The sequence below is a fragment of the Armatimonas rosea genome (genome assembly GCF_014202505.1).
GTDB lineage: Bacteria > Armatimonadota > Armatimonadia > Armatimonadales > Armatimonadaceae > Armatimonas > Armatimonas rosea.
Genome location: NZ_JACHGW010000001.1, coordinates 1,219,296 through 1,233,338, shown reverse-complemented (window position 1 = coordinate 1,233,338; position 14,043 = coordinate 1,219,296). Strand labels below are relative to the sequence as shown.

General features: G+C 60.8%; 14 protein-coding genes. 7 read left to right on the top strand and 7 right to left on the bottom strand.

All coding sequences use genetic code 11. The features are described from left to right. The first annotated feature begins 1 nt into the window (after window position 1). On the top strand, window positions 2–298 hold the full coding sequence (locus HNQ39_RS05700; RefSeq protein ID WP_184192976.1) for a hydrolase: 297 nt from the start codon (window positions 2–4) through the stop codon (window positions 296–298). Here the strand turns inward: HNQ39_RS05700 and HNQ39_RS05695 are convergent. From HNQ39_RS05695 to HNQ39_RS05675, 5 genes are all read right to left on the bottom strand, one after another. Next, complete coding sequence (locus HNQ39_RS05695; RefSeq protein WP_184192975.1) at window positions 279–1,055, bottom strand: ABC transporter substrate-binding protein; 777 nt, start codon at window positions 1,053–1,055, stop codon at window positions 279–281. The genes HNQ39_RS05700 and HNQ39_RS05695 overlap by 20 nt on opposite strands. Beyond that, complete coding sequence (locus HNQ39_RS05690) at window positions 1,036–1,545, bottom strand: ABC transporter substrate-binding protein (protein WP_184192974.1); 510 nt, start codon at window positions 1,543–1,545, stop codon at window positions 1,036–1,038. Before HNQ39_RS05690 ends, HNQ39_RS05695 begins: the two co-directional genes overlap by 20 nt. A 34-nt stretch (window positions 1,546–1,579) precedes the next feature. Beyond that, window positions 1,580–2,410, bottom strand: a complete 831-nt coding sequence (locus HNQ39_RS05685) for a prepilin-type N-terminal cleavage/methylation domain-containing protein (RefSeq protein WP_184192973.1) — start codon at window positions 2,408–2,410, stop codon at window positions 1,580–1,582. Window positions 2,411–2,492: 82 nt separating this feature from the next. Then, window positions 2,493–3,431, bottom strand: coding sequence for a phytase (locus tag HNQ39_RS05680; protein WP_184192972.1), 939 nt, complete (start codon window positions 3,429–3,431; stop codon window positions 2,493–2,495). A 6-nt stretch (window positions 3,432–3,437) separates the two neighbouring features. After that, window positions 3,438–4,295: a DUF1559 family PulG-like putative transporter gene (locus HNQ39_RS05675; RefSeq protein WP_221289821.1), complete on the bottom strand. Its 858-nt coding sequence runs from the start codon at window positions 4,293–4,295 to the stop codon at window positions 3,438–3,440. Between the two features lie 116 nt (window positions 4,296–4,411). Between HNQ39_RS05675 and HNQ39_RS05670 the strand changes: the two genes are divergently transcribed. From HNQ39_RS05670 to HNQ39_RS05655, 4 genes are all read left to right on the top strand, one after another. Continuing rightward, complete coding sequence (locus HNQ39_RS05670; RefSeq protein WP_184192970.1) at window positions 4,412–5,323, top strand: Gfo/Idh/MocA family protein; 912 nt, start codon at window positions 4,412–4,414, stop codon at window positions 5,321–5,323. Window positions 5,324–5,465: 142 nt separating this feature from the next. Next, window positions 5,466–6,137: a hypothetical protein gene (locus tag HNQ39_RS05665; RefSeq protein WP_184192969.1), complete on the top strand. Its 672-nt coding sequence runs from the start codon at window positions 5,466–5,468 to the stop codon at window positions 6,135–6,137. A 449-nt stretch (window positions 6,138–6,586) separates the two neighbouring features. Next, entirely contained in the window at window positions 6,587–7,486 is a 900-nt protein-coding gene (locus HNQ39_RS05660) for a DUF1559 family PulG-like putative transporter (protein WP_184192968.1), read from the top strand. A 143-nt stretch (window positions 7,487–7,629) separates the two neighbouring features. Further along, on the top strand, window positions 7,630–8,661 hold the full coding sequence (locus tag HNQ39_RS05655; RefSeq protein ID WP_184192967.1) for a glutamine synthetase beta-grasp domain-containing protein: 1,032 nt from the start codon (window positions 7,630–7,632) through the stop codon (window positions 8,659–8,661). Between the two features lie 59 nt (window positions 8,662–8,720). On the opposite strand, the gene HNQ39_RS05650 is transcribed toward HNQ39_RS05655, so the two are convergent. Continuing rightward, the gene (locus HNQ39_RS05650; protein WP_184192966.1) at window positions 8,721–9,803 is read right to left on the bottom strand and encodes an NF038122 family metalloprotease; all 1,083 of its coding nucleotides are present in this window, start codon (window positions 9,801–9,803) and stop codon (window positions 8,721–8,723) included. A gap of 127 nt (window positions 9,804–9,930) precedes the next feature. Here HNQ39_RS05650 and fdhD point away from each other — a divergent pair, with 127 nt between their 5' ends. Together fdhD and HNQ39_RS05640 are read left to right on the top strand one after the other, a co-directional pair. After that, window positions 9,931–10,692, top strand: coding sequence for a formate dehydrogenase accessory sulfurtransferase FdhD (gene fdhD, locus HNQ39_RS05645; RefSeq protein WP_184192965.1), 762 nt, complete (start codon window positions 9,931–9,933; stop codon window positions 10,690–10,692). Next, window positions 10,682–12,949, top strand: a complete 2,268-nt coding sequence (locus HNQ39_RS05640) for an FdhF/YdeP family oxidoreductase (RefSeq protein WP_221289819.1) — start codon at window positions 10,682–10,684, stop codon at window positions 12,947–12,949. Before fdhD ends, HNQ39_RS05640 begins: the two co-directional genes overlap by 11 nt. Here HNQ39_RS05640 and HNQ39_RS05635 read toward each other — a convergent pair. Further along, entirely contained in the window at window positions 12,918–14,015 is a 1,098-nt protein-coding gene (locus HNQ39_RS05635) for an NF038122 family metalloprotease (RefSeq protein WP_184192964.1), read from the bottom strand. The two genes, HNQ39_RS05640 and HNQ39_RS05635, sit on opposite strands and share 32 nt — an antisense overlap. Window positions 14,016–14,043: the final 28 nt, after the last annotated feature.

Sequence of the window (14,043 nt, the reverse complement as noted above, 5' to 3'; positions counted from 1 at the left end):
GATGGCCCGTGTTGCGTTTGTGGATGTCGATGACACGCTGGTGCGCTCCGTGGGGACAAAACGGATTCCCATGGTGCGTACGATTGAGCATGTCAGAACCCTCAAAAACGACGGTTGGGGGCTGTACTGCTGGAGTGCCGGGGGCGGAGAATACGCAAGGCAGTCCGCCGAGGAGCTGGGAATCGCGGATTGCTTTGTGGGATTTCTTCCCAAGCCAAACCTGATGATCGACGATCTCCGCCCCGACGAATGGCGCGGCTTTTCGATCCTCCATCCGTCTAATCTTCAGAACTCTTGACAGCCGCTCGAAGCGCCGTCGTCAGGAGCCGTAGCCCCTCGCGCAGGCGAGGGGTGGGGCGAAAGAGCAGGTCGGCGGGGATTCGGGCCATGGGAATATTGCGGAGAGCGGGCGGTGTCTCCGGCTGGCCGGGGTAGGTGGCGATGACATAGAGCTGGGGCTTGAGCGTGAGGAGCCTCTCTCTGGTGAGTTGCGGAAATGAGTCGCCGGTTGTGATGACATTCTGGCCACCTGCCACCCGAATCAGGTCGTCCACAAACGAGCCCGGCCCAACCACGAACAGCGGCGAGGCGCTGATCTGCACCAGGACCGGGACCGGCTTGCCCTGCGGCGGAGTGGCGAGCGCACGGCGCACCTGGGCCGCGAGAGCCGTGGCGGACTTGCCCGTCAGCTGCCCCAGCGCCTCCAAGTGATGAGGGACATCGGCAGCTTTCTCGGAGCGCTGGACAAACACGGGGACACGCACCCGGGCGGCGAGGCTCTCGACCGCGGGCTTTTTCACGGTCGCGGAGTCAAAGACAATGAGATCCGGCTTGAGCGCGAGGATCTTCTCGTAGGAGGGCCGCGTAAAGTCCCCGACTCGTGGGAGCTTCTGAGCCTCTACCGGAAAGTCACAAGCACTCGTCGCCCCGACAACGGCACTTCCGGCACCGATGGCAAAGAGGTTCTCGGTCGTGGCGGGGGAGAGGGAGAGGATGCGCCGAGCGGGCTGCGTGAGGATAAGCCGACGCCCTAGATCATCCGTCAGATTCAGCATCGTCGGGGCTCGGAGGTGTGAAGAGCTCCAGCGGGGCGAGCTGGACCGAGAACGAGGGGAGCATCTGGGTAAAGATATCCGGGTGGAGGATGGTTGCCAAGACACGCGCGGCCTCCGCCAGTCCCTCCCCCACCTCGCTGATATAGGCGGGCTCCACTAAATAGACCTCGTGCTCCGTGACCGCGGGGAGCGCAAACCAGCCCTCCAGCTCCGTAAGCCCCTCGGTGTCCTCGCCGACGATCACGATCACCTCGGGGGCGAAGGCGGTGAGCTCCGCAGCGGTCAGGTCGTGCGCCTCAGGGTTGGCCAGCCCCGTTGCTCCGGCGGCGATGAGTAGCTCGCGCTCCCAGAGCCCCAGGGTGCGGGGCGGGTTGACCGCAGCGAGAACGAGGGTCCGAGGGCGGCTCTCCTGCGCGGCGGTCTTCTTAGCAGTGGGCTCCCAGGCGGCGGTGATCGCCGCCGCTACCGCCCCTAAAGTCTCAGAGATCATCGAGCGTTATGGTACCACGCAGAGCAGGCAGGCCCTAGTTACAGGGCGGTGCGCCCAGCGGGTTGGGAACAAAGGGAGTGGGCAGGAACCTATCGCCCCAGAGGAAGCTATTGGGATCGATTGTCTGCTCGACACGCAACCACTTGGCATGGCCATCGGCGAAGGTGTAGTTCGCCCCCTGGTTGTGCCGATCCCACTTGACACGGATCAGCTCAGGTTTCTTGTCGTTGGCGGCCAGCAGTCCTGCATCGGCATCGGCCTTGGTGACTAGCCTCCAGGTATCGCCGGGACAGATCTGGCCGCCTCCTGAGGACGACCCACGTGCCGTGCTGGTAGCCACGAGCCCGCTCATCCCCTTCCACTGACCAACCACGGCGCCGCTGGTCAGCTTATCGCGGCGCTCGGCGAGGGCGATCAGGTTGGCGGGTGCCTCGATGGCGGCAGCACTGGGGGCCAGCCAGTCGTGGGCAGGGATGACGTTGTAGTTATTGATGTAGGAGAAGGCGGGCACCTGGCCGTCGCAGCTCACCCCCACTACCTGTCCCGCGGCACAAGGCGCGTTGGGCTTGACCGGAGCGGGATCGGAGGGGCAGACAAAGACACGCTCGTTCTTGACATAGGGCTGGAGGACATAGGACCAGTGCACCTTCCAGGTCGGAATCTCCCAGGTCGTCTGCATCAAGGTCTCGTCGTAGTCCTGCGCGTACATCATCAGCCCTAGGCCCAGCTGCTTCATGTTCGAGAGGCAGGAGGTCTGGCGTGCCTTCTCACGCGCCTGTGCGAAGACAGGAAAGAGAATGGCGGCCAAGATGGCGATAATAGCAATAACTACCAATAATTCAATTAATGTAAAAGCACGTTTCATAGCCCCCATGTTAGGGGCTATGAGCAACGCCTTTATTAAGCTGAGGTTACAGTATGATTAATTTATGTTTAAGCCGCCATTTTCACCTCACCGAGCGAGTATGCGGCAGTGAATAGCATAAAAAATTCTTAGTATTACTATTCATGGCCACCAAGATACCGTGGGGGAAGCGCTTGCCCAGCGGCTTGCCTACCATCTCAATTCCATCGGTCTCATCTGCGCCGCCACGGATCACGAAGTGCGGAGTATCAGGGCTCTCTTTTTTGAATCCATAGTAGAGACTGCCCCCAACGATCTGATCGGTGCAGACCACGTAGTTCCCCCAGAGCGCGATTCCTTCGTGATCGCCCTTCCAGCCTGTGCGCGCAAAGACCGCCCGCTCTCGATTTGCCTGAGGCGCATCGGGGTCGGCGGGCCAGCAACGAACTCCAAAGCCCTCGTCGCTGTAGTACACCAGATCGGCTGCATCGTCCACCGCCACCGACTCGATCTCTTTCTTGCCGGAGTAGCTACCAAAGCGCCGGACAAGTGTCCCGGTGACGTTCGTGCCTCTCGTCTGGAGACGCCACTGCTCTAAGTAGCCTGTCGCGGGGCCACTCTTGCGGCTGACGATCACAAAGAGGGCCTTATCGCGGGGGCGAAGGTAAAAGTCGATCCCCATCGGGGCCGCGAAGTCGTCTTTCTCCCCGACAAAAACCGGCAGCACTCCTGCGTCCGTGAGCGGCTTGGCCGTATCGGCGATGCGGAAGAAGTGAAGCTGGGACCTCAGGCGCTCTGTGACCGCTGCCAGTGAGCCACGCACAGCGACATTGTTGGGACGATCAAGTCCGCCAAAAATCTGGCGGACTTTCCCATCAAGCCCAAACACATAGAGTGCCCCGCCCTCCGCTGCGGACGTCTTATTTGTCCCCAGGATCAGGCTCCTCTCAGGTTGGTGGGGATGCATCCAGATCGCGGGGTCATCAGGGTCGGTGCCCACTGGCTCGGTGGCGACAGTGGGCTTGAGTTCTATGATATGCATACGTGCTTATTTACAGGGCTGGCCGTTGTCAAAGCGCACGTTGTCATTGCCTGGTGCTGTCCAAGGGCCACAGTCGAACTGGGAGTTAGCGGCTCCCGGAGGAGAGATCCAGTTAGCGCGTGTTGCCGACGAGCTGGAGAGGGTTCCGTAGCTCACCCGAAGCCACTTTGCGTGACCGTCGAGGTAGGTAATGTTCATTCCCTCACTATGGCGCACCTGCGCACCAATCCAGTTATTTTTGGCGAAGGTTCCAGGCGTGCGGGAGAGCTCGTCCCCCTCCAGCTCGGACTTATTGGCCTCCAGGATCATGTACGAGTTGGCAGGCTCTTCCCAGCGAGCCAGCTCCGGCCCTTCGTTGGGGAACTCCGCATCGCAGAGGTGCTCGTTGATGGCGTAGGAGTTGTACCAAGCGAAGCTCCCATTGGCGCGGGGCACCAGGTTCCAGTTCTGCTGGAGCCACTGGGGCGTAAAGCCGTAGCAGACATAGTCTCCCGGCATATCCATCTCATGGAGCGACGAGCCACTGGGGCAGTTGAAGATGCTCGCACCCTGTTGCTGAATATTTCCCGCCCGCTGCTTGATGTAGGGATAGAAGTGAAAGACCCAGAAGTCCTTACCCCAGTCGCCGTCGAGTGCAGCCGGACAGGCAGGGCGAGCGACCCCTGCATCCGAGGGCATTCGCTCGTCGTAGTCCTGCAAATACATCATCGCAGCAATTCCGATCTGCTTCATATTTGAGAGACAGGAAGCGGAGCGTGCTTTCTCGCGTGCTTGGGCAAAGACAGGGAAGAGAATCGCAGCTAGAATGGCAATAATGGCAATCACCACTAGCAGCTCAATTAATGTAAAGGCGTGTCGTTTCATAACTATCATTTCTCCGCCAAGAGAATATCACATGAAACAAAATACCTGTATTATTATTCGCGAATCAAAGATTAACTTTGTGTGAAGTTTTGCCCTGATCCTGGTAGAGTAGTGGCATGCGTTGGGGAATTTTAGGCTGTGGCGATGTGGCGGAGAAGAAGGGCGGCCCGGCGCTCTACCAAGCAGAGGGCTCCGCGCTCATCGCGGTGATGCGTCGGGACTTGGAGAAAGCCCAGGACTTCGCGCGGCGGCACGGAGCAAGACGGGCCTATGCAACCGTCGAGGGGCTGCTCTCGGACCCCGAGGTTGATGCGGTCTATATTGCCACGCCGCCCCACCTACACTGTGAGCAGACGCTCCAAGCGGCGGCGGCGGGCAAGCATGTCTTGGTCGAGAAGCCCATGGCGCTCACCGTGGCGGAGTGCGACCAGATGATCGCGGCCTGCGCGGCGGCGGGGGTCTCGCTCCATGTCGCCTACTACCGGCGCTACTGGCCCAAGTTCCAGGCGATCAAGGCAGCCCTGGAGGCAGGGGCACTAGGAACCGTCCTTGGGGCACGGCTCCAGCTCTGCACCAAAGCTCCGGCGAGCGGCTGGCGGGTGGACCCGGCGATCTCGGGCGGGGGCCATGTGGTGGATGTCGGCTCACACCGTCTCGACATGCTCCTCTATCTGCTAGGCGATATCACCGCGGTCCACGGCTTTGCCGCCAATCGCCTCGGGCACCACGCCGCGGAGAACGACAGTGTCTTTGCGCTTCAGTTCGCCAGCGGTGTCGTGGCCTCTGCATGCTTTCACTTTGCGACCCGTCCTAGCCGGGATGTCCTAGAGCTGTTTGGCACCGACGGCACCCTCACCTGTGATCCCTTCGACGGCACCGCGTTCACTCTCAACGGGGTCGAGCACCGCTTTGAGACCCCAGCCCCCACCCACCTGCCTTTCGTGCAGGCCTTAGTCAACCAGGAGCCGGGCCATGTGACGGGTACAGAGGGAAAGAAGGTGACCGAGCTTCTCCGTGCGTTATCCTGATATAGCAAAGTTTTATCTCCCCAAAATGCTCCCAAGCTTAAACTCGTAGTTCTACCGGTTTGTAGCGACTTCCCTAAACGAATTCCTAAGCGCCGCCAATACTTTAGGGCATAAGCAACTCTTAATCTACGGGTATAAAACCATGGAACCAAAACCTAAACGACCTTCTTTTTTCAGCAATATATTCGCGGATTCAAAATCGAACACGGAATCTATGCTAAGCACAGAGCCCACCCCGAAGAAAAACGGCCATACCAGCATAAAATATAATAAGCACTATGACGAGCTAATACTCCCCACAAAAAAATCAGAAACCAACTATAGCAAAGTCTTAGAAAACGCGATTTCTCTCGTCAGCACCTTTACGGACAATATTCCAAGAGAGATCAAGCAGCAAATCTGCCAGCAATCGATCCTCCAGCAGAGTGACGGTGATATCGATCAGGTCTTAGTCGAAGCCTCCAAGCGCAAGGCACACCTCATGCAAGAGATCAAGCAGTCCGCTGAGGAGTCAGAAGCCTCTGTCGCGGAGATCAATGCGGAGATAGACCGGCTTTGGAACCTACGGGACCAGCTTCAGGAAGACTCGAAGCAGAAGCAGTGGCATCTAACCCAGTCGAGTGAGCAGCTCGATCAGCTGATCTCCCTCCTGGTAGACACTAGCTCCCCCGTAAGCCAAGTTCCATCGCAAGAAACTCCCGAAGCGAAGGAGCCTGAGGTTGTTGTGGTTGCCGTGCCTCCGAGCAATGAGTCCGCCTCCTTGGCATCCCGCAACCCACGCCGGCTAAGCACCCTGATGACCGCGACAAATTAGGGCTCCTTCGATAAAACAGGGCTCTCTTCCAGGGTCTGTCTCGTGATACATGGGCATCCAGAGCTGCTGCCCATGTATCCCCAACCGTCGTCAATAAAGTAGCGCAAAGGGCTTGTGCGACACCTCACCGAGCACGCCGATCAGTGCCCTGCGGTAAATACGATCCTTCGTGAGAGCGATCTGCTCCGCAGGAGTGGCTCCGCGTCCCTTAGCCCGCAGTGATCTGAGTTCCGGCTCCCGATCTCCTTCCAGGCCTGTACAAGCCGCAAGGCGATCCTCGCACTGCACCTGGGGGGAGCCAATGGGGCTTATATACCTTGATAATCATTAACAAATTATGATACGATTGGGAACCTAATACGCCGCAGCTCTGTCTTACTGCACGTGCGATGGCCCTGAGAAATCAGGGTAAGATCTCGCTAGCTAAATCAATAAGGATTTCTTTTTCTATGACTAGAAAGTGCCGTGCCACCGGGTTTACCCTCATCGAGCTCCTCGTGGTAATCGCCATTATCGCCATCCTGGCAGCCATTCTCTTCCCCGTCTTTGCCCAGGCACGGGAAAAAGCGCGCTCCGCCTCCTGTCTCTCCAACCAGAAGCAGATCGGCCTGGCGGTTCTCCAGTATGTCCAGGACTACGACGAGACCTTCCCCCCCGCCGCCTACATGGGGCCTCGTCCCTTAGCCACCACGACCCCTGTCGCGCTTCCTGCGGGCGGCCCTTCCGTCATCACGATCTATGACCTGATGCAGCCCTACATGAAGAATGTCGATATCTTCAACTGCCCCAGCTACAAGCCGGGTCTGGACTGGTACAGCCGCCTCGGGCCCCTCTGGTCGGGTGTCTTCCGCTACGTGGGAATCGTCCCCAACTTTGGCCTGTTTGGTGACAATCTCTGCGGTGGAGGCGGCATGCCTGCACTCAAGGGAGCCTACACCCCCGTGACCTCCATTGCCGCCGCAGCCTTCCCCGCGGAGACCATTATGTTCTTTGATGGCTCACACCGCAACGAAGCCGCCGCTCCCACGGTCAAGCTGGGGGCACAGAACTTCCTGGCAGATGCGCGCCACAACGACGGTGTGAATGTCAACTTCTCCGATGGGCATGCCAAGTGGTTCCGCTACGGGGCCAATCCCGCGCCCAACCAGGTCACCACGACTGCGGTCAATGGCCGCCCTGCAGGCACCCCAATCTACGGCTGGCGCACCGGAATCGCGACCCCGGTCAAGGGAACGGCGCTGGAGAACCCTGCCTCCACGGTGAGCACCGCCGCCGATCCCTACAACGACTTCCATGGTATCCCCGGTGGTCCCATCTTCGACTCAGAGGACACAGTCGCCTGCCCCTAGAGCAAGACTCCCCGAGAAGCCTCGCCGGTTACGGCGGGGCTTTTTTTGTTTGGAAACCGAATGGAAACATAAAAAAGGGTAGAATTTCTGCGACGATTCCCCCGAGGAGCGACTTCTAAACCTCCTCAAAACGGTAACGAATTATGGCAAAAGCAAAACTGGAATATATCTGGCTCGACGGCTATCAGCCCATGCAGAGCCTTCGCAGCAAGACCAAGATTGAGAACGACTTCAGTGGTAAGCTGGAGGACTGTGAGATCTGGTCGTTCGACGGCTCCTCGACGGAGCAGGCTCCCGGCGGCTCGTCGGACTGCCAGCTCAAGCCGGTCTTTATCTGCCCCGATCCGGAGCGCTCCAAGCTGGGCACCCCCGCCTACCTGGTGATGTGTGAGGTTCTCGATGCCTACGGCATGCCCCACCGCTCCAATGGCCGCGCGACAATCGAGGACGACGACAACGATTTCTGGTTTGGCTTTGAGCAGGAGTACTTCCTCTACGCCGGTTCCACCAACAAGCCCCTGGGCTTCCCGGAGCGCGGCTACCCGGGTCCGCAGGGTCCCTACTACTGCTCGGTGGGTGCACGCAATGCCTTTGGACGTAGCATTGTCGAGGAGCACCTGGAGCAGTGCCTTCAGGCAGGCCTGAATGTCGAGGGCATCAACGCCGAGGTCGCCACGGGTCAGTGGGAGTTTCAGATCTTCGCCAAGGGTGCCAAAGAGGCCGGCGACCAGATCTGGATCGCACGCTACCTCCTGGAGCGCATCGGCGAGGAGTACGATGTCTGGGTGAACTGGCACTGCAAGCCGCTGGGCGATACCGACTGGAACGGCTCGGGCATGCACGCCAACTTCTCCAACACCGCCCTGCGCACCGCGGGTAAGAAGGAAGTCTACGATGCGATCTGCCAGGCGTTTGCTCCTGAGGAGATCATCATGGCCCATATCGATGTCTATGGACCGGACAACCACCTGCGCCTGACCGGCAAGCACGAGACCGCACCGTGGAACAAGTTCTCCTACGGTGTCTCCGACCGGGGCGCGTCGATCCGCATCCCCATCGGAGCCGTGCAGCGTGGCTGGAAGGGCTGGCTGGAAGACCGCCGTCCCAACTCCGCCGCCGATCCCTACAAGGTGGCCGCACGGATCATCAAGACGGTCAAGTCCGCAGAGATCTAAGCGTAAATCAAAAAGCCCCGGCCAGCTGGCCGGGGCTTTTTTGTTTGCATGGCTCGTCGCTACGCTCTGCGACGGCGAAGCACGGCGATAGCGGGAATCCCGAGCAGCGCCAGTGCTAGTGTCCCGGGCTCGGGGGCACTTGTCGCGGCCAGTGTCCAGCCGATGGCATCGAACGCTTGAATATCACGCGCAGTGATGGTCAGTAGCTCGCCCGTACCCGCCGTCGGGTCCATCACGCCCAGCCCCAGGTTGTCCTTCCAGTGGCTTGCCTGCTGACCATCGCCAAAGGTTTGCCCATTGGAGAAGAGCCCCAGGTTGGTAGTGCCCCCATCCAGCGAGAAGTACTTGTCGCGGTTATCTGCAGCCCAGTCAATGGTGTCATTTCCCCCATTGGCAAGACTCAAGGCCGAGCGTCGGAAGAGATCCAGGGTGGAGACAAAGGTAAACGCATTGCTGCTGAACCCCGTGGGATTGCCATCCAAGGTATCGACGCCACTGATAAAACCAAGCGAGTGCCCGATCTCATGGGTCGCAATCCCGATAAAATCGAAGTTTCCCGCGGTGATTCCATTGCTGGGATCGAAGTCCCAGCTAAAGGCAGTGCTGAAGGTAATACTGGCATCGGTTGCAGCATTGTTACCCGACAGAAGCCCAAGTGCCTTAGCATTGGCATTGCTCATACGAACCGTGGTGGTGTTGTTTCCAGTCGTGTCCAGAAAAGGAGTGGCACTGTTGGCCCCGTTGGGGTTATCGGTCGTGCGGTTGATCATCACACCAAAGGAGGTGCCTCCATTACGGTTCGGGAGCTGCGCGATCGCGGCCGCATCCGTCGCCGAGCTTGCATCGTTGATCAGAGCGTTGCGGACATTGGTGTAGGTATAGGTATTTTGGGTGCTACCTGCCTGTGCCAGAATCCCTGACCCCAGCGCGGAGAAGCCAATCGTCAAATTGACGGTGACATTGTCGGTGAAGAGCGCCGACCAGCGGGCACCAGCGGCGGCGAAGCCATCGATGGCTTGCTGGCTCGTGCCCGGGACGGGTGTGAAGTTGAAGGTAAGGGCATGGGAGGTTCCGATCAGACTAATCAGAGTCAGAGCGGAGAGTCCAAGCCGAGTGCGTGAGAGACCATTGAGATTGCGCATACATTTCCCTTAGTAGAGAGTTCCCCTGCCCTGACATCGGGTACAGAGGTTTGGCACATTATAGCAACTTCAGCTATCCCCTAACGCGCCGAGGAAACATTTTTTGCGAGGGGGTACAATCGCCAGTATGCGAACCAGCACCACCACCCTTCTCCGCAGCGAGGCGGGGAAGCGCACCCCTTACGAGGACTGCCTGGCGGTAGAGGAGCCTCTCACCATCCGGGTAAATGGGGAGATACTCTCGGTGACCATGCGCACACCGGGCGAGGATGAAGAGCTCACCCTAGGCTTCCTCTACGGCGAGGGGATTCTCCCACGCCCCACCGACTACCTCCAGCTCCAAGGCGGCGATATCACCCTCGCTCCTGGCATCCCGCTTCCCCCTCCCCTGCGCCGCTTTCCCACCCACGCTGCCTGTGGGGTCTGTGGGCGCACGAGCCTACCTCACGCCACCGAGCCCCCCGCACGCAAGGGCGGCCCCCTCTTTCCAGAGGCACTCTTTCGCACCCTCGATCCCCAGGTCCGGGCCGCCCAGGCGATCTTTGAGACCACCGGCGGACTCCACGCCGCCGCGCTCTTCGCACAAGACGGCACCCTGCTGTGCTTGCGAGAAGATATCGGGCGTCACAATGCGGTCGATAAAGTGATCGGCTGGGCGCTCCAGAACGGGCACGTGCCCCTGACCAGCCACCTGCTCTTTCTCAGTGGGCGGGTCAGCTACGAGCTGGTGCAGAAAGCCGCGCGTGCCGGGATTCCCGCCCTCGTTGCCGTAGGCGCACCCTCGTCGCTGGCGGTCGCGATGTGCCAGGAGGCGGATATCACCCTGGTGGGATTTCTGCGGGGAGAGCGCTACAATATCTACTCAGGAGAGTGGCGCATTGTCTTCTAGAGAAAAAGCGGCGGCCCAGCCGCCTATCGAGACCCATGTCCGCCTAGGGGAGCGCAAGGACTTCGCCGGGGGAAAGAATGCGGTCCTCAAGGCCACCGAGGCGATGAGCCGGGAGCAGGGCTGGGCAAGGGGAGTCAAGACCTGGCTCACGGTCAACCAGAAAGAGGGCTTCGACTGCCCGTCGTGCGCCTGGCCCGACCCGCTGGAGCACCGGAGCCGCTTTGAGTTCTGCGAGAACGGTGCCAAGGCGATCGCCAGCGAGGCCACCAGCAAGCGGATCGGGCGGGAGTTCTTCGCCGCGCACTCCGTGCAAGCACTCGCACAAAACTCCGACCTCTGGCTGGACCGCCAGGGCCGCCTCACCGAGCCGCTCGTGCTACGCCCCGGGAGCAACCACTACGAGCCCATCGCCTGGGACGCTGCCTTTGCGCTGATCGGGGAGCACCTCAAGGCGCTCGTCTCCCCCGACGAAGCGATCTTCTACACATCGGGGCGGGCGAGCAACGAGGCAGCGTTTCTCTACCAGCTCTTTGTGCGCCGCTTTGGCACCAACAACCTCCCGGACTGCTCCAACATGTGCCATGAGTCGTCGGGGGTGGGCCTGAGCGAGAGCATTGGCTTTGGCAAGTCCACGGTCACCCTCGCGGAGCTAGAGAGCGCCGACACGATCTTTGTCTTTGGGCAGAACCCTGGCACCAATCATCCGCGGATGCTCACGAGCCTACAAAAAGCGGTCCGAGGCGGCGCAAGGTTGGTCTCCGTCAACCCCCTCCCCGAGGCGGGCCTGACGGCGTTTGCCCACCCGCAAGAGCCGCTGGGGATGCTCGACCAGCCCACGCCCCTCGCCTGCCTGCACCTGCCCGTCCGTATCAACGGCGATGTGGCGCTGCTCAAGGGGCTCTGCAAGGCCGTGCTGGAGGCGGGGGCACAGGACAGTGCCTTTATCGCGGCGCACACCGTGGGCTACGATGCCTTTCTGGCCGATCTGGAGGCGACAAGCTGGCAGGAGCTCACGGAGAGCTGCGGGGTGAGTGAGGCGGAGCTACGCCGTGCCGGGGAGCTCGCGAGCCAGGCCAAGCGGCTGGTGCTCTGCTGGGCGATGGGGCTGACGCAGCACAAGAACGGGGTCGCCAATGTGCAGTACCTGGTCAACCTAGCCCTGCTCCGGGGAATGCTGGGCAAGGACGGTGGCGGGCTGATGTGTGTCCGTGGCCACAGCAATGTCCAGGGCGACCGCACGATGGGAATCTACGAGAAGATGCCCGATTCCTGGCTCGACCGGCTTGGTGCTGTCTTTGGCTTCACGCCCCCACGCAAGCACGGCTACGACACGGTCGAGGCGATCCAGGCGATGCTCGACGGCAAGGCGCGTGTCTTCTTTGCGCTGGGCGGCAACTTCCTCTCAGCCACCCCCGATACCGAGGTCACGGCGGAGGCGCTGCGCCAGTGTGCGCTGACGGTGCAGGTCTCGACCAAGCTCAACCGGAGCCACCTGGTGACCGGCGAGACCGCCCTGATCCTCCCCTGCCTGGGCCGCACGGAGCGCGATCTCCAGAGCACGGGCGAGCAGTTTGTGACGGTCGAGGACTCGGTCTGCAATGTGCATGCGTCACGGGGGAGCCTGGAGCCCGCCTCGCCCCACCTCAAGAGTGAGCCCGCCATTGTTGCCGGCGTGGCGCAGGCGACTCTTGGCGAGGACTGGTCGGGCTTTATCAGCGACTACGATCGGATTCGCGACAAGATCGCCGCGGTCGTGCCGGGCTTTGAGGAATTCAATGCCCGCGTGCGCGTCCCCGGCGGCTTTATCCTGCCCAACCCTCCCCGTGAGCGCGAGTTCCGCACGCCCAGCGGCAAGGCGCTGTTCACGGTCCATGCCGTCCCCAAGTGGCACCTCTGCGAGAGCGAGTGGCTGATGATGACCATTCGCACCCACGACCAGTTCAACACGACGGTCTACGGCAACGACGACCGCTACCGGGGTATCTACGAGGGCCGCCGCGTGGTGCTACTCCACCCCGACGATCTCGCGCAAGCGGGTTTCCAGCAGGGCCAGCTCGTGGATATCGTGAGTGTCTTTGAGGGCGAGGAGCGCCGCGCGGAGAGCTTCGTGGTGGTTGCCTACGCCATCCCCCGCCGCTGCTGCGCGACCTACTTCCCGGAGGCCAATGTCCTGATCCCACTCCGCAGCCACGCCGAGAAGTCCAAGACCCCCACCAGCAAGTCGGTTATCGTCCAGCTCGTCGCACGCGCCGCATGACCAGTAGCCCCGAGGCCCCTAGCAGCGCCAGCGCCAGCGCTCCCGGCTCGGGGGCACTGGCGGCGGGAGAGAGGTTCCAGCCGATGGCATCAAAGGCCTGGATATCGCGCCCGGTGATCGCCAGCAGCTCGCCCTGTGCCGCGGTGGGGTCCATGATCCCCAATCCCAAACTATCTTTCCAGTGGCTCGCCTGCCGCCCATCGCCGTGGATGCGCCCGGTGGAGAAGAGCCCCTGGTTGGTGACGCCGCCGTCGAGGGAAAAGTAGGCGTTCGAGGCACCCGCGGTAAAGTCTATGGTCGAGTTGCCCCCCGTGGAGAGGCTCAGCGCCGAGCGGCGGTAGAGGTCCAGAGGGTAGACATACTGAAAGAAGTCATCGTCGTGGAAGGTCCCCGTGCTGCGGGTGTCCAGTTCATCGACTCCACTGAAAAACCCCAGGGCATGCCCGATCTCGTGGGTCGCGATCCCCACAAAGTCGTAGGCCCCTGCGGTGACTCCATCGCTAGGATCGAAGTCAAAGGTGAAGGAGCTACTAAACAGGATCGTGCCATCGACCGCGCTATTGGTTCCCGGCAGGAGCCCCAGTGCCTTGGCGTTTGCCTTGGTCATGAGGATAGTGGTGTTGTTGGCATCGCCATCGTTGTCTAGGTACGCGGTCGGGCTGCCCACCCCATTGGGGTTGTTGTTGGTGTAGTTGAGCATCAGGTTGAAGGCGGTCCCGCCGCTCACATTGGGCAGGTTCGCCACGGCCAGCGCATCGGTGATGGAGAGGGCATCGCTGCCCAGAGCGCTCCGCACACTGGCGTAGCTAAACGACACATCGGTGGTGCTGGTGACGCCCAGCGAGCTCATGGCCTGGTAGCCAATCTGCAGGTTCACCGTGACATTGTCGGTAAACAGCGCGGACCAGCGGCTGGCGGCCTGGACAAACCCATTGTAGGCCTGGGGAGCACTTGCCTGGATATTGTTGGGGTCGATAAAGTTAAAGACCAGCTGGGCATGCGCCGTGCTGGCTAGCCCCAGACAGACAAGAAGGGGAACTCCGAGGCGTACAAGACGAAGACGCATGATTTTATCCTTGGAAGAGTTCCGGCCA